The organism is Marinobacter halodurans (assembly GCF_004327985.1).
GTDB lineage: Bacteria > Pseudomonadota > Gammaproteobacteria > Pseudomonadales > Oleiphilaceae > Marinobacter_A > Marinobacter_A halodurans.
In genome coordinates this window covers 66,580-87,066 of record NZ_SJDL01000020.1, presented here as the reverse complement: position 1 = coordinate 87,066, position 20,487 = coordinate 66,580, and the positions used below count along the sequence as shown (strand labels likewise).

Annotated in this window: 21 protein-coding genes; 5 read left to right on the top strand and 16 right to left on the bottom strand. The window is 61.1% G+C overall.

What is annotated here, in order from left to right; genetic code table 11:
* Positions 1 to 125 precede the first annotated feature (125 nt).
* The 5 genes from ruvA to EZI54_RS13430 form a co-directional block, all read right to left on the bottom strand.
* Positions 126 to 746, bottom strand: a complete 621-nt coding sequence (gene ruvA, locus EZI54_RS13450; protein WP_131482404.1) for a Holliday junction branch migration protein RuvA — start codon at positions 744 to 746, stop codon at positions 126 to 128.
* A 68-nt stretch (positions 747 to 814) separates the two neighbouring features.
* The gene (ruvC, locus tag EZI54_RS13445; protein ID WP_131482403.1) at positions 815 to 1,333 is read right to left on the bottom strand and encodes a crossover junction endodeoxyribonuclease RuvC; all 519 of its coding nucleotides are present in this window, start codon (positions 1,331 to 1,333) and stop codon (positions 815 to 817) included.
* Between the two features lie 24 nt (positions 1,334 to 1,357).
* Positions 1,358 to 2,107 carry a YebC/PmpR family DNA-binding transcriptional regulator gene (locus EZI54_RS13440; RefSeq protein WP_131482402.1) on the bottom strand — a complete coding sequence of 250 codons (750 nt, stop codon included), beginning with the start codon at positions 2,105 to 2,107 and terminating at the stop codon, positions 1,358 to 1,360.
* A gap of 98 nt (positions 2,108 to 2,205) precedes the next feature.
* Positions 2,206 to 4,008, bottom strand: coding sequence for an aspartate--tRNA ligase (gene aspS / locus EZI54_RS13435; protein ID WP_131482401.1), 1,803 nt, complete (start codon positions 4,006 to 4,008; stop codon positions 2,206 to 2,208).
* A gap of 39 nt (positions 4,009 to 4,047) precedes the next feature.
* On the bottom strand, positions 4,048 to 4,302 hold the full coding sequence (locus EZI54_RS13430; protein WP_131482400.1) for an FmdB family zinc ribbon protein: 255 nt from the start codon (positions 4,300 to 4,302) through the stop codon (positions 4,048 to 4,050).
* Positions 4,303 to 4,694: 392 nt separating this feature from the next.
* Between EZI54_RS13430 and fabR the strand changes: the two genes are divergently transcribed.
* Positions 4,695 to 5,327 (top strand): HTH-type transcriptional repressor FabR, encoded by a 633-nt coding sequence (gene fabR / locus EZI54_RS13425; RefSeq protein ID WP_131482399.1) that lies wholly within the window; start codon positions 4,695 to 4,697, stop codon positions 5,325 to 5,327.
* A 41-nt stretch (positions 5,328 to 5,368) separates the two neighbouring features.
* Here fabR and EZI54_RS13420 read toward each other — a convergent pair whose 3' ends face one another.
* The 5 genes from EZI54_RS13420 to EZI54_RS13400 all read right to left on the bottom strand — a co-directional run bounded on the left by EZI54_RS13420 (position 5,369) and on the right by EZI54_RS13400 (position 9,862).
* Entirely contained in the window at positions 5,369 to 5,803 is a 435-nt protein-coding gene (locus EZI54_RS13420) for an HIT domain-containing protein (protein WP_207389213.1), read from the bottom strand.
* 2 nt (positions 5,804 to 5,805) lie between these two features.
* Entirely contained in the window at positions 5,806 to 7,155 is a 1,350-nt protein-coding gene (locus EZI54_RS13415; RefSeq protein WP_131482398.1) for a UDP-glucose dehydrogenase family protein, read from the bottom strand.
* Between the two features lie 58 nt (positions 7,156 to 7,213).
* A complete protein-coding gene (galE, locus tag EZI54_RS13410; protein ID WP_131482397.1) occupies positions 7,214 to 8,197 on the bottom strand; it encodes a UDP-glucose 4-epimerase GalE in 984 nt (327 codons plus the stop codon).
* The gene (tadA, locus tag EZI54_RS13405) at positions 8,194 to 8,772 is read right to left on the bottom strand and encodes a tRNA adenosine(34) deaminase TadA (protein ID WP_131482396.1); all 579 of its coding nucleotides are present in this window, start codon (positions 8,770 to 8,772) and stop codon (positions 8,194 to 8,196) included. Before tadA ends, galE begins: the two co-directional genes overlap by 4 nt.
* 190 nt (positions 8,773 to 8,962) lie before the next feature.
* Positions 8,963 to 9,862 (bottom strand): LysR family transcriptional regulator, encoded by a 900-nt coding sequence (locus tag EZI54_RS13400; RefSeq protein WP_131482395.1) that lies wholly within the window; start codon positions 9,860 to 9,862, stop codon positions 8,963 to 8,965.
* A 129-nt stretch (positions 9,863 to 9,991) separates the two neighbouring features.
* On the opposite strand from EZI54_RS13400, the gene EZI54_RS13395 reads away from it, so the two are divergent.
* The 3 genes from EZI54_RS13395 to EZI54_RS13385 all read left to right on the top strand — a co-directional run bounded on the left by EZI54_RS13395 (position 9,992) and on the right by EZI54_RS13385 (position 12,687).
* Positions 9,992 to 10,432: a nuclear transport factor 2 family protein gene (locus EZI54_RS13395; RefSeq protein ID WP_131482394.1), complete on the top strand. Its 441-nt coding sequence runs from the start codon at positions 9,992 to 9,994 to the stop codon at positions 10,430 to 10,432.
* Between the two features lie 11 nt (positions 10,433 to 10,443).
* Complete coding sequence (locus EZI54_RS13390; protein WP_131482393.1) at positions 10,444 to 11,100, top strand: SDR family NAD(P)-dependent oxidoreductase; 657 nt, start codon at positions 10,444 to 10,446, stop codon at positions 11,098 to 11,100.
* 168 nt (positions 11,101 to 11,268) lie between these two features.
* On the top strand, positions 11,269 to 12,687 hold the full coding sequence (locus EZI54_RS13385) for an MFS transporter (RefSeq protein ID WP_131482392.1): 1,419 nt from the start codon (positions 11,269 to 11,271) through the stop codon (positions 12,685 to 12,687).
* A 185-nt stretch (positions 12,688 to 12,872) separates the two neighbouring features.
* Here EZI54_RS13385 and EZI54_RS13380 read toward each other — a convergent pair whose 3' ends face one another.
* From EZI54_RS13380 to EZI54_RS13365, 4 genes are all read right to left on the bottom strand, one after another.
* Positions 12,873 to 13,484 carry an NAD(P)-dependent oxidoreductase gene (locus tag EZI54_RS13380; protein WP_131482391.1) on the bottom strand — a complete coding sequence of 204 codons (612 nt, stop codon included), beginning with the start codon at positions 13,482 to 13,484 and terminating at the stop codon, positions 12,873 to 12,875.
* Between the two features lie 94 nt (positions 13,485 to 13,578).
* Positions 13,579 to 14,469, bottom strand: a complete 891-nt coding sequence (locus EZI54_RS13375) for an MBL fold metallo-hydrolase (RefSeq protein WP_131482390.1) — start codon at positions 14,467 to 14,469, stop codon at positions 13,579 to 13,581.
* A gap of 39 nt (positions 14,470 to 14,508) precedes the next feature.
* Positions 14,509 to 14,832, bottom strand: a complete 324-nt coding sequence (locus EZI54_RS13370) for a MoaF-related domain-containing protein (protein ID WP_131482389.1) — start codon at positions 14,830 to 14,832, stop codon at positions 14,509 to 14,511.
* An 86-nt stretch (positions 14,833 to 14,918) separates the two neighbouring features.
* Positions 14,919 to 15,617 (bottom strand): DsbA family protein, encoded by a 699-nt coding sequence (locus EZI54_RS13365; protein ID WP_131482388.1) that lies wholly within the window; start codon positions 15,615 to 15,617, stop codon positions 14,919 to 14,921.
* Between the two features lie 165 nt (positions 15,618 to 15,782).
* Here EZI54_RS13365 and EZI54_RS13360 point away from each other — a divergent pair, with 165 nt between their 5' ends.
* Positions 15,783 to 16,718 carry a LysR family transcriptional regulator gene (locus tag EZI54_RS13360; RefSeq protein ID WP_242674460.1) on the top strand — a complete coding sequence of 312 codons (936 nt, stop codon included), beginning with the start codon at positions 15,783 to 15,785 and terminating at the stop codon, positions 16,716 to 16,718.
* A gap of 413 nt (positions 16,719 to 17,131) precedes the next feature.
* Here the strand turns inward: EZI54_RS13360 and guaA are convergent, their stop codons facing one another.
* Together guaA and guaB are read right to left on the bottom strand one after the other, a co-directional pair.
* On the bottom strand, positions 17,132 to 18,709 hold the full coding sequence (gene guaA, locus EZI54_RS13355; RefSeq protein WP_131482387.1) for a glutamine-hydrolyzing GMP synthase: 1,578 nt from the start codon (positions 18,707 to 18,709) through the stop codon (positions 17,132 to 17,134).
* A gap of 100 nt (positions 18,710 to 18,809) precedes the next feature.
* Positions 18,810 to 20,273 carry an IMP dehydrogenase gene (gene guaB, locus EZI54_RS13350; protein ID WP_131482386.1) on the bottom strand — a complete coding sequence of 488 codons (1,464 nt, stop codon included), beginning with the start codon at positions 20,271 to 20,273 and terminating at the stop codon, positions 18,810 to 18,812.
* Positions 20,274 to 20,487 lie beyond the last annotated feature (214 nt).

Sequence of the window (20,487 nt, the reverse complement as noted above, 5' to 3'; positions counted from 1 at the left end):
CATTTAAACAAAACGACGTAACGTCCCGCCAGTCTTGAATAGCTGCCAGGGACCGGCTCAGTCGGATGTTCATATGGGCCTGTTCAGGCTGGTGACCACTATCAGACACTGTGTTCCGGGAGAGTTCAACCGGCGGGAATCATGTTCTTTAGGGCCAAGCGGATCATTTCCCGGGAACTCATGCCGGCTTCGGCCACTCGGCTCACGGCCTTGGCGGCTTCCTGGGGTTTGTAGCCCAATGAGATCAGCGCAGCTTCGGCCTCGTCTTCCGGCTTGTGGGTTTCAGGCTGGGCCGTCGTATTGAGCGTTGGCGCGCCTGCATGAATCTGCGGCATACCCTCAAGCTTGCCCAGGCGATCCCCCATCTCGATCAGCAGCCGCTCGGCGGTTTTTTTGCCAACGCCAGGGATCTTGACCAATGAGGCCACGTCCCTGTTATCCACGCAACGTACGAACTGCTGGGAATCCAGGCCGGACAGGATCGCCAGCGCCATCTTGGGCCCCACGCCATTCACCTTGATCAGTAGGCGGAACAGGTCGCGATCCAGGCGCGCGGCAAAGCCATACAGGTTCTGCGCGTCTTCCCGCACGGAAAAATGGGTGTGGAGGGTCACTTCCTGGCCGGATTCGGGGAGGTGAAAAAAGGTCGTGTAGGGAATATCGACTTCGTAGCCGAGCCCGTTGCAATCCACCAGGACATGACCCGGCATCTTTTCAATCAGTCGTCCGCGGATCTGGGCTATCACGCGATGTCTCCTTGCTGGCAAAGCGACACGGGAGCGCGTCGTCTTTCATAATCGTCTTTACGTGCGGTTTAACGGAGCCGCCCGCCCCGCACGCGGCTACCGGCGGCAATGCGCCCGATACTCTGGCTCATGTGGGCATGACACAGGGCAATGGCCAGGGCATCGGCGGCATCCGCCTGGGGGCGTTTGTTCAACTTCAGGATGCTCTGGACCATGTGCTGGACTTGGCTCTTGTCGGCACCGCCCTTGCCCACCACCGCCTGCTTGACCTGGCGGGCGGAGTATTCGTTGACCGGCAAGCCCGAATTGGCGGCCGTCACAATGGCCACGCCCCGTGCCTGCCCGAGCTTAAGCGCGGAATCCGGGTTGCGCGCCATGAATACCTGCTCGATGGCGAACTCGTCCGGGCGGAACTGATCGATCAGCGTGGCCAGTCCCTGATAGATGATCTGCAGCCGCTCGGCCATGGGCTTCTCGCCCATACGGATGCAGCCGCTGTCGAGGTACTCGGTCAGACGGCCATCGCTGCGGATCACGCCATAGCCGGTGACCCGCGACCCCGGATCCACACCCAGGATTATCGGCACGCCGCAACGCCTTCAAGCGCGGAATCAGGCATTCAGCGCATCCATGACGTCGGCCGGGATGTCGGCGTTGGAATACACATTCTGGACATCGTCCAGGTCTTCCAGCATGTCGATCAGCTTGATGATGGTTTCGGCGGAATCCCGATCCAGCTCGACATAGGTCGTGGGCACCATGGTGACTTCGGCGTTGTCCGGTGCGTGCCCGGATGCCACCAGGGACTGTTTCACGTCGAGGAACTGTTCGGGCAGTGTGACGATCTCGAAAGAGCCATCCTCCTGTTTGGCCAGGTCCTCGGCACCCGCGTCCAGTGCCGCTTCCATCAGCGACTCTTCATCGGTTTCCGGGCCGTAGGAGAACACACCCTGCTTGGTGAACAGGTAAGCCACCGATCCATCCGTGCCCAGGTTGCCACCAAACTTGTTGAACGCATGGCGCACCTCGGCGACTGTGCGGTTACGGTTATCCGTCATGGCTTCCACATAGATGGCCACGCCGTTGGGCCCGTACCCCTCGTAGGTCAGTTCCTCGTAATTGGCGTCGTCGGCATTGCCGGCGCCCCGCTCAATGGCCCGCTCCATGGTGTCTTTCTTCATGTTGGCGGTGAGCGCCTTGTCGATGACGGCGCGCAGGCGGGGGTTGTCGTTGGGATCCGCCCCACCCTGGCGGGCGGCGACGGTCAGCTCACGGATGAGCTTGGTGAAGATCTTGCCTTTCCTGGCATCCTGAGCCGCCTTGCGGTGCTTGATATTGGACCATTTGCTGTGACCTGCCATGTATCACTCCATCAAGTGGGAATTGCCAGAGCTACTCAACGGGCGCTCCCGACCGGGCACAGGGCCCAGCCGGGAGAGATGCCTGATGTCGATACGGATCAGTCTTCCTTCCCGGCCTCGCCTTCCGCGCCCTTGGCGACAGCCGGCTTGCGCAGACGGATGTGCAGCTCTTTCAGCTGACGCTCGTCCACTTCGCCCGGCGCCTGGGTCATCAGGCAGGTGGCGCTCTGGGTTTTCGGGAAGGCGATGACGTCACGGATCGAGCTGGCACCGGTCATCAGCATGACCAGGCGGTCCAGGCCGAAGGCCAGGCCACCGTGTGGCGGGCAACCGAATTTCAGCGCGTCCAGCAGGAAGCCGAACTTGGCCCGTGCTTCGGCCTCGTCAATGCCCAGGATACGGAAGACCGCCTGTTGCATATCCTCGTTGTGGATACGGATGGAACCGCCGCCCAGCTCGGTGCCGTTCAGGACCATGTCGTAGGCGCGGGACAGCGCCTTGGCCGGGTCCGCCGCCAGCTCTTCCGCCGTGCAGGACGGCGCGGTAAACGGATGGTGAATCGCAGTCAGTTCGCCGTTGCCGTCTTCCTCGAACATCGGGAAGTCAACCACCCACAGCGGCGCCCATTCCGCGGTCAGCAGATCCAGGTCATGGCCCAGCTTGACGCGCAGTGCACCCAGGGCCTCGTTGACCACGGTGGTCTTGTCCGCACCAAAGAACACGATGTCGCCATCTTCAGCGCCCACGCGCTCGATCAGCGCCATGGCAACATCCTCGCCGAGGAACTTGATGATCGGCGACTGCAGGCCAGCCACGCCCTGGCCCAGGTCGTTCACCTTGATGTAGGCCAGACCCTTGGCACCGTAGATGCCGACGTACTTGGTGTACTCGTCGATCTGCTTGCGGGTCAGCTCACCGCCCTTCGGCAGACGCAGCGCCGCAACCCGGCCTTTCGGGTCCTTGGCGGGACCGGCAAAGACCTTGAAGTCCACGCTCTCGACCAGATCCGCCACGTCCACCAGTTCCAGCGGGATACGCAGGTCCGGCTTGTCGCTGCCGAAACGCTGCATGGCTTCGGAGTACGGCATGCGCGGGAACGCGGGCAGATCGACCTTGAGCACGTCGCGGAACAGTTCGCGCACCATGCCTTCGGTGATGGACATCAGGCTCTCTTCATTGACGAAAGACGCCTCGATGTCCACCTGGGTGAATTCCGGCTGACGATCGGCCCGCAGGTCTTCGTCGCGGAAACACTTGGCGATCTGGTAGTAGCGATCCACACCGGACACCATCAGCAACTGCTTGAACAGCTGCGGGGACTGCGGCAGTGCGAAGAAAGAGCCCTCGTGGGTCCGGCTCGGCACCAGGTAGTCGCGTGCGCCTTCCGGCGTCGCACGGGTCAGGATGGGCGTTTCCACATCCATGAACTCGTGGCTGTCGAGGTAGTTGCGGATGTAGCTGGTCACCCGCGAGCGGAAGCGCAGACGGTTCAGCATCTCCGGACGGCGCAGGTCGACATAGCGATAGCGCAGGCGCACGTCCTCGCCGACGTCCACGTGCTCGTCCAGCGGGAACGGCGGAGTCGCGGCGGCATTCAGGATGGTCAGCTCCTTGCACAGGACCTCCACTTGGCCGGTCGGCATGTTGGCATTCTCGGTACCTGCCGGGCGGCGACGGACGCGGCCGCTGATCTGGATCACGAACTCGCTGCGCACCTTTTCCGCCAGCCCGAAACTCTCGGGGGTGTCGGGATCCACAACGACCTGGGACATGCCGTCACGATCACGCAGATCCAGAAAGATAACCCCGCCATGGTCGCGGCGACGATGAACCCAGCCGCAGAGGGTCACGTCCTGATCGATATGTGATTCGTTGATTCCACCGCAATAGTGACTGCGCATACCCTTTCCTGTTAATCAGTGTTCAGTGTATTCAGAGACTCAGCCGGCTGCCGGCTCAGTCTTGCTCCCGGATCCGGACTCGCCGCCCTTCTCCGCCAGGTTCTTTTTGCTACCGGTCTTGAAATCGGTTTCGTACCAGCCGCTTCCCGACAGGCGGAAGCCGGCCGCGGAAATCCGCTTGCGGAATGTCTCCGCCTCGCACGAGGGGCACACGCTCAGCGGCGCGTCGCTCATTTTCTGGATGACGTCTTTCTCGAAGCCACACCCATCACAGACGTATTCATAAATCGGCATTGATTGAATCCCCACAACATAACCAACACCAGCCATCTCACCTCGCCGGGGCCGGTCCGGAGCCGCTATCCCCATCGCAACGGAGCGCTGGTCACATTATCGGAAAACCGCCGAGTCTGCCCGGTGAAGACGGGCTCTGACGCCCAATCCCCAACACGCTCCCGACCCATCGGTTTGAAGGCCGCATATTATAAACATAACCGCCGGCAAAATCAGGCCGCGATCGCACAGAATTGTGGCGTTGTCGAGTTGCTCCAAGGCATGTCCGGCCCCACCCGGCCGGGAACGCAGATGACGCTTCATTCGGCGAAAGGTAACATGTGTTGCCTTTACTGGGCCGCAGAGGATTGGAATTCCGGGGCCCACACGCATTCCTGAACCGGGAGAACAGTGTGTCCGTCCGAGCCGAACAGAAACTGAAAACCCGTCGAGCGCTGATGGATGCCGCGTTGCGCCAGTTGAGCGCCGAGCGTGGGTTCGGCAGCCTGAGCCTGCGCGAAGTGGCGCGGGAAGCCGGCATCGCACCCACGTCGTTCTACCGCCATTTTGCCGAACTGGACGAACTCGGCCTGGCCCTGGTAGATGAAGGCGGTGTCGCCCTGCGCCAGCTCATGCGGCAGGCCCGCAAGCGCATTGCCCGCAACGGCAGCGCGATCAACACCTCGGTGGATACGTTCATGGAGTATCTCAACAACAACGCCAACCTGTTCCGGCTGATGCTGCGTGAACGCACCGGGGTCTCCAAGACCTTCCGGACCGCCATCCAGGCGGAGATTGACCACTTCGTGACCGAGTTGGCGGACGACCTGCGCCGTTTTGCCGAGGAGCAACACAAACCGCTCTCAGACGCCAGGCTGGTTGCCGAGGCAATGGTCACGCTCGTCTTCAACCAGGGTGCCGAAGTGCTGGATGCGACGCCGCGGGAAAAAAGCGAACTGCAGGACAAGCTGAAGGCGGAACTGAGAATGATACTGGTGGGCGCCCAGGCGCTGGCGCGCCAGGGCGAGAGAGGGTTCCGGACCTGAGGCACCGGATTGGCTCCCTGGCGAAATTCAGTGAGGCCTGGTCAGGACACCGAGCGGTAGGCTGAAATCACCGGAACCAGCTTTTTCTGCATGTCACGTAAACCCGCCTCGCTGTAGGGGGTCGGCGGTACGACGCCCCAGATAGGCCCCGGCCAGGCCGGATCGCCCTCAAAACGGACCACATGATGCAGATGCAGCTGGGGAACCATGTTCCCCAGCGCGGCCACATTGAGTTTATGCCCATCGAACACGGTCATCAGGGCTTCGCCCACCGCGCTCGACTCCCGAAGCAGGCGCTGCTGGTCGGGCGGCGCCAGTTCATAGATTTCCCGGACACCCACCCGCTTGGGGACCAGCAGAAGCCAGGGGTAATGGCTGTCATTCATCAGCCGCAGTTCACTCAGCTCACTGCTGGCCAGCGGAAGCGTGTCTTCAGCGAGTTTTTCATGCAGGACAAACATTGCTGCCCCACCCATAATCAACTCCCGTTTGCGGAGAACTGGTTTCTGCCTCGACCTATAGCATAGTAAACCAGGCCATGGCGCTCGAGCATTTCCGGCTCGTAGAGGTTACGACCGTCGAACACGACCGGATGACTCAGGGCCTCGGAAATAACCTCGAAGTCCGGCAGGCGGAACTCTTTCCACTCGGTGCAGATCACCAGGGCATCCGCGCCTTTCAGCGCCTGTTCCTTGGTACCGCACAACTGCAGACCGGGCTCTTCGCCGTAGATCCGCTGGGTTTCCTTCATGGCTTCCGGATCGTACGCCTGCACCCGGGCGCCCGCTTTCCACAGGGACTCCATCAGCACCCGGGACGAGGCTTCGCGCATGTCATCGGTATTGGGCTTGAACGCCAGGCCCCAAAGCGCAATGGTCTTGCCTTGTAGGTCGCCGCCGAAATAGTGGCTGACCTTGTCGAACAGCACGTGCTTCTGCGCCATGTTGACGGCCTCGACCGCGTTCAGCAGGCGCGCCTCATAGTCGCAGTCGCGAGCCGTGCGGGACAGCGCGGTGACGTCTTTCGGGAAGCAGGAACCGCCGTAGCCACAGCCCGGATAGATAAAGTGGTAGCCGATGCGCGGATCGGAGCCGATGCCCCGTCGCACGGACTCGATGTCCGCACCCAGGCGTTCCGCCAGGTTGGACACTTCGTTCATGAAGCTGATCTTGGTGGCCAGCATGGCGTTGGCCGCGTACTTGGTCAGCTCCGCGGAACGCACGTCCATGAAGATCATGCGATCGTGGTTGCGGTTGAACGGATAATAGACCTCGCGCAGGATACCTTCGGCCTTCTCGCTGTCGGTACCGACGATGATCCGGTCCGGCTTCATGAAGTCGGCGACCGCGGCCCCTTCCTTCAGGAACTCCGGGTTCGACACCACGTCGAAATCCAGCTCCTCGCCACGCTTGTCCAGTTCGGCCCGCAGGGCTCCGGCGACCTTGTCGGCCGTGCCGACCGGTACCGTGGACTTATCGACCACAACTTTATAGCCGGTCATGTGCTGGCCGATGGAGCGCGCCACCGCCAGGACGTATTGCAGGTCCGCCGAGCCGTCTTCGTCAGGCGGCGTGCCCACCGCAATGAACTGGACTTCACCGTGTGCCACGGCCTCTTCGGTGTCCGTCGAGAACAGCAGGCGGCCAGCCGACACGTTGTGGCTGACGATCGATTCCAGGCCCGGCTCGTAAATCGGGATAATGCCGTTACGCAGTTTGTCGATTTTTTCAGGATCCACGTCCATGCACAGGACTTCGTGACCGACATCCGCCAGGCACGCACCAGTCACCAGTCCCACATAACCCGTTCCAAAGATCGTGATTTTCATGCTTCCATCCTTTCAAACGTTCAGATTTTAATCCCTTTGGTCAGCGCGGGGAGACTGCCTACTTCTGCCGCGCCTGCCAGATTTCCTCCCAGGCCAGCGCGGTGCCGACGATGGTATCCAGGTCGTCGTAATCCGGTTGCCAGCCCAGGGTTCGGGTAATTTTTGAATTATCGGCCATCAGTGCCGCGGGGTCGCCGGCCCGGCGATCGGTCTCGGTCACCGGGAAATCGTTGCCCGACAACCGCTTCACCACCTCAATCACCTCACGCACCGTAAAACCGCGACCATAGCCGCAGTTCAGCACATCCGACGTACCGCCACGCTTCATGTAATCCAGCGCCATGACATGGGCCTTCGCCAGGTCCTCGACGTGGATATAGTCACGGATGCAGGTCCCGTCGCGGGTGTCGTAGTCGGTGCCGAAGATCTGCATACCGTCACGCACGCCGTTGACGCACTCACAGGCCACCTTGATCAGGTGGGTGGCTTCCGGCGTCGCCTGCCCCAGCAGCCCCTCGGCGTTGGCGCCGGCCACGTTGAAGTAGCGCAGGATCACATAATTGAGGGAGCTGGCCGCCGCCAGATCCATGATCATCCGCTCGCTCATCATCTTGGAGGCGCCGTAGGGATTGATCGGCGCCAGCGGCATATCCTCGGTCAGCACCTGTGCATCGGGCATGCCATAGACCGCCGCCGTCGACGAGAACACCATGTAGGGAATGCCGTGACGCTCGATCGCCTTGAGCAGGTTCAGCGTGTTGCGGGTGTTGTTGCTGTAGTACTTCAGTGGATTGGTGACCGACTCGGGCACCACAATGTTCGCCGCGAAGTGCAGAACCGCCTCAAATCTGTGCGCGTTGAACAGGGCTTCCAGCGCTTCTTCATCAGCCAGATCGCCGACAACGAGTTCGCCACAGGTGACCGCCCAGCGATGGCCGGTCGAGAGGTTGTCGTAGACCACCACGTCATGCCCGGCCTCGCCCAGTTGCCGCACCACGTGGCTCCCGATATAGCCGGCTCCGCCGGTTACCAGAACTTTCATAGCTTTCCTTTTCCATTCAGCTTGTCTGTCAGAGCAGGCACTTGCCGCGGCTCGCCCTGCTCCACCCCGCGCCTGCGACGACGCTGTTCTTTTATGGCCTTTCGCCGAGCTGCAAAGAACGTGCTTATTCTGTCACTGCATTGCGATGCCAGCACACCGGCCTCCACGTCGACCGACCAGTTCAGCGCGGCACTGTCGAGCAGCCGGGCCGATGATTCCACCGCCCCGGCCTTGGGTTCCGCGGCGCCGTAGACCAGCCGCGAGATACGGGCATGCACAATGGCGCCCGCACACATGGTGCAGGGTTCGATCGTGACATACAGTGTGGCACCGGAAAGCCGGTAATTCCCCACCCGGCGCGCGGCATCGCGCAGCGCCCGTATTTCGGCATGGCCCGTCGGGTCACAGCCGGAAATCGGGGCATTGAAACCGGTTCCGATTTCACGGCCGTCCAACACGACAACGGCCCCAACCGGTACTTCACCGATTGAGGCCGCCTGATTGGCCAAATCAAGGGCGCGAGACATCCAGAATACATCGTCACGCGCCTGATCGCCTGTCTGCCCAGTTACCATCCCGTTAAGTTCTCCGGCGACCCGCCGCTGCCCTTTTACCGCCCTAACGATGGACTGCCACAACAATCCATTTATTTTCAGCAGGTTAGGGTTATAAGGTTGTCTATCGCCATGAAAAATACCATTTTCAGGAGCTGTTTGTCTCTGCCTGGATGTGTTTTCCCGCCGTTTCACCCTGGAGGAAGGGGTGTCACCCCCCTAAATCATATTGCCTGAGGTGATCCAGGAACAGTCGCAGAGGCATCATGGATCGGTATTCGCGGGGGAAATAGAGAAAGACACCCGGGACTTCAGGCGCATGGTCCTCAAGGATTGGAACCAACGCCCCGACCGCGATCTCTTCCTCGACATAGTCGCGGAACGTATAGATCAGGCCGGCCCCCTGTTTTGCCTGGTCGACCAGGACGGGCAGGGAGTTGGTGGTGAGATTTCCCCGTACGTCTACGGTGATATCGCCCTCTTCTCCATGGAAGGACCAGAGGGCGATGCGCCCCGAGGAATGGTACCGATAAAGAATACAGTCATGACTCAGCAGGTCTCGCGGGGTCGTCGGAGTCCCGCGGGCTGACAGGTAGCTTGGGCTGGCCACTACAGTCAGAACCAGAGGGGAAGTCATACGCACCGCCACCATATCCTGTGCAACCCGGTCTCCCAACCGGAAGCCCCCATGCAGCCCCTCATCCAGGATATCCGCCAACGCATCGGTCAGGGAAAGCTCAACCTCAATCTCGGGATAGGCCGCACGGAAGGAAGCCAGCGCAGGCCCGACAACGAGGTGATAAACGAATTCAGGCATCGCAAGCTTCAGACTGCCTCGCGCCTCGTGCCCGGTGGTACGGGCACTGTCGACCGCCTCGGACAACTGCTCGAAGGCAGGTCCGGCGCCGCGCATCAGGGCCCGCCCCGCTTCGGTCAGGCTGATGGATCTGGTGGTGCGGATGAACAGTGCAGTGCCGAGCTGATCCTCGAGCGATTTCAACTGATGGCTGACGGTAGAAGGCTTGAGACCAAGCGCATCGGCGGCGGCGCGCAGGCTTCCCTGGCGAGCAATGGCCGTGAAGATCTCGAGCATGGCAAGGGGCAGGCGCATAGTGACTCCTCACCGAGTCATTATTCGATACCATACATTAAAAAAGTGGAAATTCCGGGTATTATCTCAAAATAGCCATGGACTTACCATTCTCCTCATCACCGCAAGGCTGATCCAGGAGGACCACCCATGACTCAAGACATCGTTAACGCCGTTCAACATTTCTTTGCCGCAGTGGATGCCAGCGACTGGGACGCCGCACAGGCCCTGATGACGAACCCGTTCCATCTCGATTACTCCAGCTTCGGCGGAGACCCAGGTGCCGACCTCGATCCGGCCGATATCCTGGCCAGCTGGAAGGCCATACTCCCCGGATTTGACGCCACCCATCATCAACTCGGCCCGCTGGCCATCGAAGTCAAGGAAAACACCGCCACCGTACACGTCACCGTCATAGCAACACATCGGATCGCGGGCGCTGAGGGTGGCGAGACATGGACCGTATACGGGGACTATGAACTGACACTGGTAAACGAGAATGGCTGGCTGCATTCCTCGAATACCTTCAACGTCAAGTTCATCGCCGGGAACGCCGAGCTACCCGTTCTGGCCCAGACACGAGCCGCATAAGGAGTCTCCCCATGAAACGCACACTCGTCACCGGAGCCAACCGTGGTATTGGTCTGGCCATCGCCAAGGGACTTGTCGAGGAGGGACATGAGGTTCTGCTGGGGGCCCGCAACCTGGAGGCTGGAGAAGCCATCGCCCGTCGGGTGGGCGCCACTGCCCTGCAATTGGATGTGGCCGACCCCGTCAGTATTACACGCGCTGTGGAACAGGCCGGGAGGGTGGATATCCTCGTTAACAATGCCGGCGTCCTCGGATCCGGCCGCATTCTGGATGACCCGCAGGAATTCGAGGCATCCATGGCCGTGATGGTCCAGGGGCCATACCTGCTGATGCACCACCTGATCCCTCACATGGTCGCGCAAGGGTTTGGCCGGGTGGTCAATGTCTCTTCCGGCTGGGGGGCATTCTCGGAAGGCGTGGCCGGACCGGGGGCCTACGGCGTCGCCAAGGCAGCGCTGAACGCCCTGACGGTGGCCACATCCCGGACCCTGCCCGATACCGTCAAGGTCAATGCAATGTGCCCGGGCTGGGTACGCACCCGCATGGGCGGCAAGGGCGCCAGTCGCTCCCCCGAAGAAGGCGCGGACACAGCAATCTGGCTCGCCACATTGGACCACAAAGGCCCGACGGGCGGCTTTTTCCGTGACCGTAAACCTATCGAATGGTGAACAGCGTGGCGGACCATTGCGAAGGCCACATGTTAATTGCTAGCCGACTCACCCGGCTCCACCCTATCGAGATATTTCCGGTCAACCTGAGTCCACAGGTGGACTGGGAGCTGACAGGGTGGACTGCCTTCCATTTCACAGCATTCCCCTTCATGGAGAAGCATACCCATGACAACCCCCGCCCTGCCGAAATTCAGCCCCGCCCATTTGACTCTTGTCGCCGCCAGCCTCGGCTTTGCTGTCATCTCCCTGGATGTCTCCGTCGTGAACGTCGCACTCGAACGCGTTCGAGAAGCCTTCCAGACGGATGTCACCGGGCTGCAATGGGTCTTGAGCGCCTATACACTCGTCTTCGCGAGCCTGCTGTTGTCGACCGGCGCGCTGGGTGATCGGCTCGGTCCACGTCCAGTCTATGCGGCGGGACTTGGGCTCTTCACCCTCGCCTCGGTCGGATGCGCGCTTTCCGGATCCGTCGAAAGCCTGGTTGCCGCCCGCATCGGCCAGGGACTGGCGGCAGCGCTTTGCGTCCCCGCCTCCTTCTCGCTCATCACCATGAGCTTCCCCGACACGGCAGCCCGCGCCCGGGCTATCGGTACCTGGGCCGGGATCGCCAGCGCTGCCCTCGGCGCCGGCCCGCTAGTCGGAGGCATGCTGATTAACGCCTTCGGCTGGGAAAGCATCTTCCTGATCAATCTGCCACTCGGCCTGATCGGCGTCTGTCTCACGCTGGCCCATGCCCCGCGTGGTACTCGCCCCGCCGCACGCAGCCTGGATCCTCTGGGACAACTGCTTGCGGTTATGGCCCTCGCTAGCCTCACCGCTGGATTTATCGAGGCCGGCCGCCTTGGATGGGGAGCGCCCCTGGTGCTGTTCGGATTCGCGGTTTTTGCTGCCTGCGGTGCGGGCTTCCTGCTCTTCGAGGCGCGCCATCCGGATCCCATGCTGCCACTTGGGCTGATGCGAACACCCGCGGTGGCGGCACCGTCCTTCATCGGCATGGCGATCAATTTCGCCTTCTACGGCCTGATGTTCGCCGTCAGCCTGTTTTTCCAGGTCGTCAAGGGCTATTCCCCTTTGCAAACCGGCCTGGCCTTCCTGCCGATGACCGGTGTAATCACCGTCGTCAATCTCCTCGCCGGCCGGCTGTCGGCGCGCCTTGGGCCAAAAATGCTGATCCTGTTCGGACTCTCGATGGCCGTAACCGGCTTCCTGTGGCTCGCCGACATTTCCGCCACGACACCATACGGCACCCTCGTTCCCCGGTTGCTGCTGATTGGCTGCGGAGCCGCGCTGGTCGTTCCGCCTATTAACATCATCATGCTGGCCGGGGTCGATCACGGCCGGGTCGGCATCGCCTCGGGGGTCTTGAACGCCGCACGACAGATCGGCGGCGTCATCGGTGTCGGCGTCTTCGGCTCGCTCGTTGCCGGAAGCGCGGCAAGCGTCACCGAAGGCCTGCAATCTGCGCTGCTTCTATCCGCTCTCGCGATGATACTCTCGATCATTGTGGCGGCCTGCATGCCGCGTAAACATCAGGTCGCCACAGTGACAACCGGTGAGAGTGAGCCACAACTCCCTGAAATCTGAAGGCGACTCCTTTTTGCGTCAATTCGGCCAGAAAGGCGATGAGGGGCTTGAGACCATGGCGTATCGATAGATGTCTGCAGTGGATCGGATTGAGCCCACGTCAACGGTCTCAGCCTGATCCGGTAGTGATAGCGGTACGATCCGAAGGCGTGGGGCTCGGCAGTCCCCCACGCCGATCAGCGTCATCAGTACCCGACGGTAAAACGCTGCTGCACATGTGCCGGCCGTTCGATTTCGTCGACCATGGCGACGGCAAAGTCTTCATAGGAGATACTGCTGCCGTTTTCGCCGACCAGCAGTTCGTCCTTACCCAGACGGAACGCGCCGGTGCGCTCACCCGGCACGAACAGGGCCGAAGGCGACAGGAAGGTCCAGTCGAGGTCGTCAACGGCTTTCAGGGCGTCCAGGAACACCGTGCCGGCCGTTGCCTCCGCCTTGTATTCGACCGGGAACTCCGGCTGGTCGAGTAGCCGCTGACCGGAAGCGACGAGCAGGCTGGCGGCACCACCGACGACCAGATAGCGCTTCACGCCGGAGGCGCGAACGGCGTCGATCAGTACCTGTGGTTCGCTGTCCAGGAAGCGCACTGAACTGATCACGGCGTCGTGGCCCTTCAGTACCGCGGCGAGTGCGGCCGCATCGTTGACGTCGCCTCGTACGGCCGTTACACCCTGCACCACAGGAATGTTATCGGGATTGCGGGCGATGGCGGTGACACGGTGTTTGCGGGAGACCAGTTCGTTAAGCAGGCGCTGGCCGACATTGCCGGATGCGCCGATGAGTGCGATATGTGCCATGATGGATTCCTCCAGGTTGAGATAGGGGTCGAAAGAGACGGCCCTTGATTCACATGAAATACGGTTAGGGAAAGCCGGTCCTTGAGCGCCAGGCTCAGCCCCACTCCATTTCGCCTTTGGCGACCTTGGCGCCAATCTCGAGGGCGACCTCCAGGCCGGCATCCGGATAGCGCTTTTTCATTGCCGCGATGAGTTCGGCGCTGTTTTTGGCCTTGGCGAACGCCTGTTCGTAGGCGACAAGATAGTCGCGAGTGAAACGGGCACCGGAGAGGTCGGTTGGCCATTCCGGCTTCATGTGGCCGGGCACGACGATTTTCGGATTGCGCGCAATAATGCCATCCAGGGCGCGGACCCAGGCGGCACGATCCTCTGGTTTGGGGACATCGGCAATCCAGGGGTGCAGGCCACCGTAGACCAGGACGCCGCCAAAAACCGCTTCGAGCGAGGGCACCCAGAGGTAACGGCGATCGTGCATGTCTTCGATGGTGACGATGTCCACGGCCTTGCCATCGACCGTCAGCGATGTCGTTTCAGAAGGTTCCGGTATCACCACGTCGTCGACCGATTGCGGACCATTGTCGCCCAGCTTCGGCCCCCAGGCCTTGATCTTGCCGGCGACATTGCCCTGAATCGCGGCGACGGTGTCGGGCGCTGCAATCACGCGAGCGTCCGGAAACGCGGCTTTCACGGGAGCGAGACTGAAATAGTAGTCGGGGTCATTGACGCCAACATAAACCGTTGTGAGCTTCAGCCCGGTTGCTTTGATCGCGTCGGCGAGGGCTCTACCGTCAGAGAGCGTAAAACCACCGCCAATCAGGACGGCCTCGGCAGCCCCCTTGAGGAGTACCGGCGCGCGGAAGAAGCCCCTGTCATCGGTCGGGAAATGCGCCCACGACAGCGATGACTTTGCAAAAGCGGGCAGCGGCGCGAGCGCGGCGGCACCGGCGGCCAGCATCGTCTTTATGACGTCTCTTCTGGTATACATGAATGCCTCCTGGCTTCGTCGTCGATGTGGAACAAAGAATCAGCCCAGACGGGTCCAGCTCCCGGTAAGGGTGAGGAACGTGTGGTCCGCAAGCGTGATGGCGGCGTGGACAGTGTCGTTCTCGAAATCCTCGACATGGGCCACGGTGATGCCGTCCGCCTCCTGCCAGGTCACCATGAAAACGCCGGGACGGACGTAGGTCGCCTGATAGGTTTCGGTGGTGGCGGCCGCTTCGAAATCCTCGGCGGCGAATGGCGCCCATCGCAATGTCTTGCCATCGGTGTCGAAAGCGACACGAAAGACGGGGTCGCCATAATCGGCCTTGTAGATATGGCCGGTTGCGGGAAATGCGGTATCAGTCATGGGTTTTCTCCGTCGGTTGCTGTTTGACAATGTCATGCGATGCGCAGACCCGCGATCAGTTCGTCAGCACCGCCCTATGGCCGAGGTCAACTCTTCACCGGGTCATGCCGGGGCTCTGACATGGACCGGCCCTGATTATGCGCCGTGGTCTGGATGAACTGCGATTCCAGCACCTTCCTCCAGTACGCCTTCCATTCATTGGGGCGGCCGTAAAACCGACTGATGGCCACGGTATGTCGCCGGCCGTCCGCCTCGAAGACCATGGAAGGGAAGCCACCCAGACCAAACTGGCGCATCAGTTCATGGGTGCGCTGTATCTCCGTTGCCAGGTCTGCTTCGGCGGTTTGCATTGCCCTCCCCCATGCCTGCGGCTCTATGTTGAGCTGCCGCGCCAGCGCGGCCAGAACGTCCGGTTCAGATACCGGCAATCCGTGCTGGTAATGGGCGTCCTGGATTTTCCGGAGCATGTCGAACCCGCCGCGGCCCAGGCGCTCGGTGGCTATGATGGCCTGGGCCGTCATGTAGGAATCCAGCACCAACGCTTCACCGCTGGCGACTTTCTCCAGATAGCGCTCACCGAATGTTTGTCCTGTTTGCTCTGCAATGCGTTTATCCGACGCCAGGATGTGTTGACGAAAATCCACGCCTATCGGTGTTGGTTTTAGCATGCCGCCCGGATGCAGCTGAAGGTCGATGCCTTCCATCTGGCGAAGTTGATCGATCAACGAGCTGGCGCCATAGCACCACCCGCACATCGGATCGAAAATATAATGGACGTTCACCATTCCACCTCTCCCACGAGAACCTTGCGCCGCTGAGCTGCCGCATCGGCATACCCGGCCTCCGGTCAGTTGCTATTCGTTTCCCCGCCTGGTGCGTCCAGGGTGCGGGACTGGTCATAACGTGGGGTTTAGTTTAGGGATTGAACTTGATCGGATATACAACTAATAATGTGCATCTTTATTTCATTATTCGTGCATATTATGGATAGATTGACTGCCGCCACAGTGTTCATCGACGTCGCCAGTACCCAGAGCTTTACCGCGACCGCCAAACGCCTGGAGATGTCCCGGCCGATGGTGACCCGTCATGTGGAAGCTATGGAAAACTGGCTGAACGTGCGTTTACTCAACCGCACGACACGCAAGGTGTCGCTGACATCGGCAGGCGAACGGTGTTTGCAGGAGGTACAGGCGTGGGTCGAACAGGCACAGGGCTTGAAAAACCAGCTCATGGTGCACAGTGAGCTTTCAGGCAGGATCCGCGTGACGGCGAGCCTCTCGTTTGGCTTTGCACAGCTTATCCCGGCCGTGAAGTCTTTTATGGACAGACATCCGCGGGTCGACATCGACATAGACGTCCAGGACAGGACTGTCGATTTGATTGCCGAGCGTATTGATCTCGCCATTCGCATCACACCGAGTCCCGATCCTTCGTTGATTGGACGTCCGATCGCGAAGTGCGATTCCGTATTGGTGGCCTCTCAGGCTTACCTGGATTCCGCGCCGAAGCTGGAGGAGCCGGCCGACCTGGCGGCGCATCAATGCCTGGGGCATGAGAACTTCGAGCACCATGTCTGGAATTTGCGTCGCGATCAGCGCCATGAATCGATAGAAGTGAATTGCCAGCTTAAGTCCAACGAAGCCATGGTGTTGCTGAACGCCGCGATTCACGGCATGGGAGTCAGCCTTCAGCCTACCTATCTGGCCAACAGCGCGCTCGAGCGGGGCGCACTGGTGCAGGTGTTGCCGCAATGGCAACCCAAGGTCATGGACATCTATGCACTGTACCCTTCACGCAAACACCTATCGCCTGCGGTACGGCATCTGATCGACCATTTGGATGACTATTTTTCCAGTGGAGAGTGGCAGGATCTACCGTTTTAGCGGGCCTCGCACGTGCTGCCCGGACAGCATGCCCCGCTGGTTGGAATACCGCCCCACCAAACCGGAGTCCATAGGCGGCCCAACCCATCTGCCTCAGTCGATGCGGCTGGTCTTACTGACGAATCCGGCCGAACACTGGCGCGGTGAGCCGCGCCAGGCGAACCGGTATCCGGGCGCGATCTTTACCCAGCCAGGAGGTCAAGGCCGGGCATTACAGGGAGAGTCCGATAGAGATAGGGAGGAGTTTACCCGGGCCGGTCGGGCGGATAGACGGGAGCATCCTGCTCCCTTATGTTCATCCTGACGGGCACCCGCGCGGCACGACCCGGGTCCTTGCGATACGGCGTTTCCCGAAGCCTATGGCTTGACGGCTAAATAACCAAACTCCAGCCAAAACGCCAGACGCCCGGCAATCACTCCCACTCGATCGTCGCCGGCGGTTTTGAGGAAATGTCGTAGGTCACCCGCGACACGCCGGAAATTTCGTTGATGATCCGGTTGGACACCGTCTCCAGCACCTCATAAGGCAGGCGCGCCCAGCGTGCGGTCATGAAGTCCACGGTTTCAACGGCGCGGACCGCGATGACATACTCGTAACGCCGCGCATCGCCGACCACACCCACCGACTTGACCGGCAGGAACACGGCAAACGCCTGGCTCACCTTGTGGTAGAGGTCCGCTCGATGCAGCTCTTCCAGGAAGATGGCATCGGCGCGGCGCAGGATCTCGGCGTATTCCTTCTTCACCTCGCCCAGGATACGCACGCCCAGGCCCGGTCCCGGGAATGGGTGGCGGTAGAGCATGTCGTAGGGCAGGCCCAGCTCCAGACCGATCCGCCGCACCTCGTCCTTGAACAGTTCCCGCAGCGGCTCGACCAGCTTGAGTTTCATGGTCTCCGGCAGACCGCCCACATTGTGGTGGGATTTGATGACGTGGGCCTTACCGGTCTTGGAGGCCGCCGACTCGATGACATCCGGGTAGATGGTCCCCTGGGCCAGCCAGTTGACGTCCTTGATGCGCGCGGCCTCGTCGTCGAACACGTCAATGAAGGTGTTGCCGATGACCTTGCGCTTCTGCTCGGGATCGGTGACGCCCTTGAGCTTGGACAGGAACAGGTCCTCGGAGTCGGAGCGGATCACCTTCACGCCCATGTTGCGCGAGAACATGTCCATCACCTGGTCGCCCTCGTGCAGGCGCAGCAGGCCGTTGTCCACGAACACGCAGGTCAGTTGGTCGCCGATCGCCTTGTGCAGCAGCGCTGCGGTGACCGATGAGTCCACGCCACCGGACAGGCCCAGCAGCACCTTCTCGGAACCCACCTGCTCCCGGATCTGGCGAACGGCGTCATCAACGATCTGCGCCGGCGTCCACAGCGCCTCGCAGTCACAGATGTTCAGCACGAAGTGCTCCAGGATGCGCTTGCCCTGCAGGGTGTGGGTCACTTCCGGGTGGAACTGCACGCCGTAGAGCTTGCGGTCAACGTCCTGCATGGCGGCGATCGGTGCGCTTTCGGTGGACGCCAACAGCTCGAATCCTTCAGGCATGACGACGACCTTGTCGCCGTGGCTCATCCAGACATCCAGCAACGACTCGCCCTGCTCCGTCAGATGATCGGTGATGTCCTTGAGCAGCGGACCGTCAGCCCGCACCTTCACCTGGGCATAGCCGAATTCACGTTTCTCGGAGCTGGCGACACGGCCACCCAGTTGCTCGGCCATGGTCTGCATGCCGTAGCAAATACCCAGGATGGGCAGATCACGATCGAACAGTCCCTCTGGCGCACGCGGACCACCCAGCTCGGTCACCGACTCGGGACCACCGGCCAGGATGATGCCCCTGGGACGGAACTCGTCCAGCTCTTCCGGCGTGATGTCGAACGGGCGGATTTCACAGTAGACACCGATCTCACGGACGCGGCGGGCAATCAGCTGGGTGTACTGGGAACCAAAATCCAGGATCAGAATGCGGTGGTCATGAATATTTTGAACCATGAAATCCTCAATTCAGAAAAAACGAACGGGGTACAGGAAAATATCCCGCACCCCGGACCCGGTCTCAAGACCTCATTAAAACAACCGAAAGCGCGGTCGATCAGCCCACGCGGTAGTTCGGCGCTTCCTTGGTAATGGTCACGTCGTGGACGTGGCTCTCGCGCATGCCGGCGTTGGTGATGCGGGAGAACTCAGGCTTCGTCCGCATTTCATCCATGTTGGCGCAGCCGGTGTAGCCCATGGAGGCGCGCACCCCGCCCATCAACTGGTGAACGATGGCACGCATCGGGCCCTTGCAGGCCACCCGGCCTTCGATGCCTTCCGGCACCAGCTTCTCGACACCTTCGCTGGCGTCCTGGAAATAACGGTCACTGGAACCCTGCCCCATGGCACCCAGGGAGCCCATGCCACGATAGGCCTTGTAACTCCGCCCCTGGAACAGTTCCACTTCGCCCGGCGCTTCGTCGGTACCGGCCAGCAGGCTGCCGACCATGACGCTGTAGGCACCGGCCGCCAGGGCCTTGGCCAGATCGCCGGAGAAGCGCACACCGCCATCGGCGATCAGCGGCACGCCGCGCTCTTTCAGGGCGGCGGCCACGTTGGAAACGGCGGTAATCTGGGGGACACCGATACCGGCCACGATCCGCGTGGTACAGATGGAACCGGGACCAATGCCGACCTTGACCGCATCGGCGCCGGCGTCGGCCAGGGCGATCGCGGCGTCAGCAGTAGCGATGTTGCCGCCGATCACCTGCACGTCGGGGTAGTTCTGCTTGGTCCAGCGCACCCGCTCGATCACACCACGGGAATGGCCATGGGCGGTATCGATCACGATCACGTCGACACCGGCTTCAACCAGGGCCGCAATCCGGGCCTCGGTGTCACCACCGGTTCCGACCGCGGCGCCGACGCGCAGGCGGCCCTGCTCGTCCTTGCAGGCCAACGGATAGTCCTTGGCTTTCTGGATATCCTTGACCGTGATCAGCCCCTTGAGCTGGAACTCGTCGTTCACCACCAGCACTTTCTCGATGCGGTTGCGGTGCAGCAGGTTCTTGACCTCGTCCAGGCTGGCGCCTTCGGGGGCGGTGACCAGCTTTTCCTTTGGCGTCATGATCTCGGAAACGCGGGTGTCCAGCCGGCTTTCGAAGCGAATGTCGCGCCCAGTGACGATCCCCACCAGGTCACGGCCGTCGACGACCGGCAGGCCGGAGATGCTGTTGGCGGCGGTGATATCGAGCAACTCACGCACGGTGGTGTCCGGCGACACGGTAATCGGATCCTTCACCACGCCACTTTCGTATTTCTTGACCTTGCGAACCGCGGCCGCCTGCTGCTCAACGGTCATGTTCTTGTGGATAATGCCGATACCGCCTTCCTGGGCCATGGCGATGGCCAGCTCGGAACCGGTGACGGTATCCATGGCGGCAGACACCAGCGGGATATTGAGGGATATGCCCTTTGTCAGCTGCGTTTCGAGGCTGACATCCTTGGGCAGGACTTCGGAATAACCAGGAACGAGGAGGACGTCATCAAACGTGAGGGCTTCTTCGGCAATACGCAGCATGGGACCCGCCTTAATTTAACGTGCTAAATTTTCGGGAGACCTGCCCCTGAAAACCCCGGCACTGGAAACCCTTGCAATCGATACAGCGTGCGCCAGGTCCGGCAGAAATCAGGGATATCAGATAAAACAAACGCTTCAGCAGCCCTTCTCTCGATGCGACGCTGGAGGAGTTGCCGAAGCGCGTTTATCATCGCTCCCTTTAATCGATCTATTA

Bases quoted from the DNA above. Each gene is read 5' to 3' on its own strand.
- galE (WP_131482397.1), bottom strand. From the start codon at position 8,197: ATGAAAGTTCTGGTAACCGGCGGAGCCGGCTATATCGGGAGCCACGTG.
- EZI54_RS13385 (WP_131482392.1), top strand. From the start codon at position 11,269: ATGACAACCCCCGCCCTGCCGAAATTCAGCCCCGCCCATTTGACTCTT.
- EZI54_RS13415 (WP_131482398.1), bottom strand. From the start codon at position 7,155: ATGAAAATCACGATCTTTGGAACGGGTTATGTGGGACTGGTGACTGGT.
- EZI54_RS13375 (WP_131482390.1), bottom strand. From the start codon at position 14,469: ATGTATACCAGAAGAGACGTCATAAAGACGATGCTGGCCGCCGGTGCC.
- guaA (WP_131482387.1), bottom strand. From the start codon at position 18,709: ATGGTTCAAAATATTCATGACCACCGCATTCTGATCCTGGATTTTGGT.
- EZI54_RS13360 (WP_242674460.1), top strand. From the start codon at position 15,783: ATGTGCATCTTTATTTCATTATTCGTGCATATTATGGATAGATTGACT.
- EZI54_RS13370 (WP_131482389.1), bottom strand. From the start codon at position 14,832: ATGACTGATACCGCATTTCCCGCAACCGGCCATATCTACAAGGCCGAT.
- EZI54_RS13380 (WP_131482391.1), bottom strand. From the start codon at position 13,484: ATGGCACATATCGCACTCATCGGCGCATCCGGCAATGTCGGCCAGCGC.
- EZI54_RS13365 (WP_131482388.1), bottom strand. From the start codon at position 15,617: ATGGTGAACGTCCATTATATTTTCGATCCGATGTGCGGGTGGTGCTAT.
- EZI54_RS13420 (WP_207389213.1), bottom strand. From the start codon at position 5,803: ATGGGTGGGGCAGCAATGTTTGTCCTGCATGAAAAACTCGCTGAAGAC.
- EZI54_RS13390 (WP_131482393.1), top strand. From the start codon at position 10,444: ATGAAACGCACACTCGTCACCGGAGCCAACCGTGGTATTGGTCTGGCC.
- EZI54_RS13400 (WP_131482395.1), bottom strand. From the start codon at position 9,862: ATGCGCCTGCCCCTTGCCATGCTCGAGATCTTCACGGCCATTGCTCGC.
- aspS (WP_131482401.1), bottom strand. From the start codon at position 4,008: ATGCGCAGTCACTATTGCGGTGGAATCAACGAATCACATATCGATCAG.
- tadA (WP_131482396.1), bottom strand. From the start codon at position 8,772: ATGGTAACTGGGCAGACAGGCGATCAGGCGCGTGACGATGTATTCTGG.
- guaB (WP_131482386.1), bottom strand. From the start codon at position 20,273: ATGCTGCGTATTGCCGAAGAAGCCCTCACGTTTGATGACGTCCTCCTC.
- EZI54_RS13395 (WP_131482394.1), top strand. From the start codon at position 9,992: ATGACTCAAGACATCGTTAACGCCGTTCAACATTTCTTTGCCGCAGTG.
- EZI54_RS13430 (WP_131482400.1), bottom strand. From the start codon at position 4,302: ATGCCGATTTATGAATACGTCTGTGATGGGTGTGGCTTCGAGAAAGAC.
- EZI54_RS13440 (WP_131482402.1), bottom strand. From the start codon at position 2,107: ATGGCAGGTCACAGCAAATGGTCCAATATCAAGCACCGCAAGGCGGCT.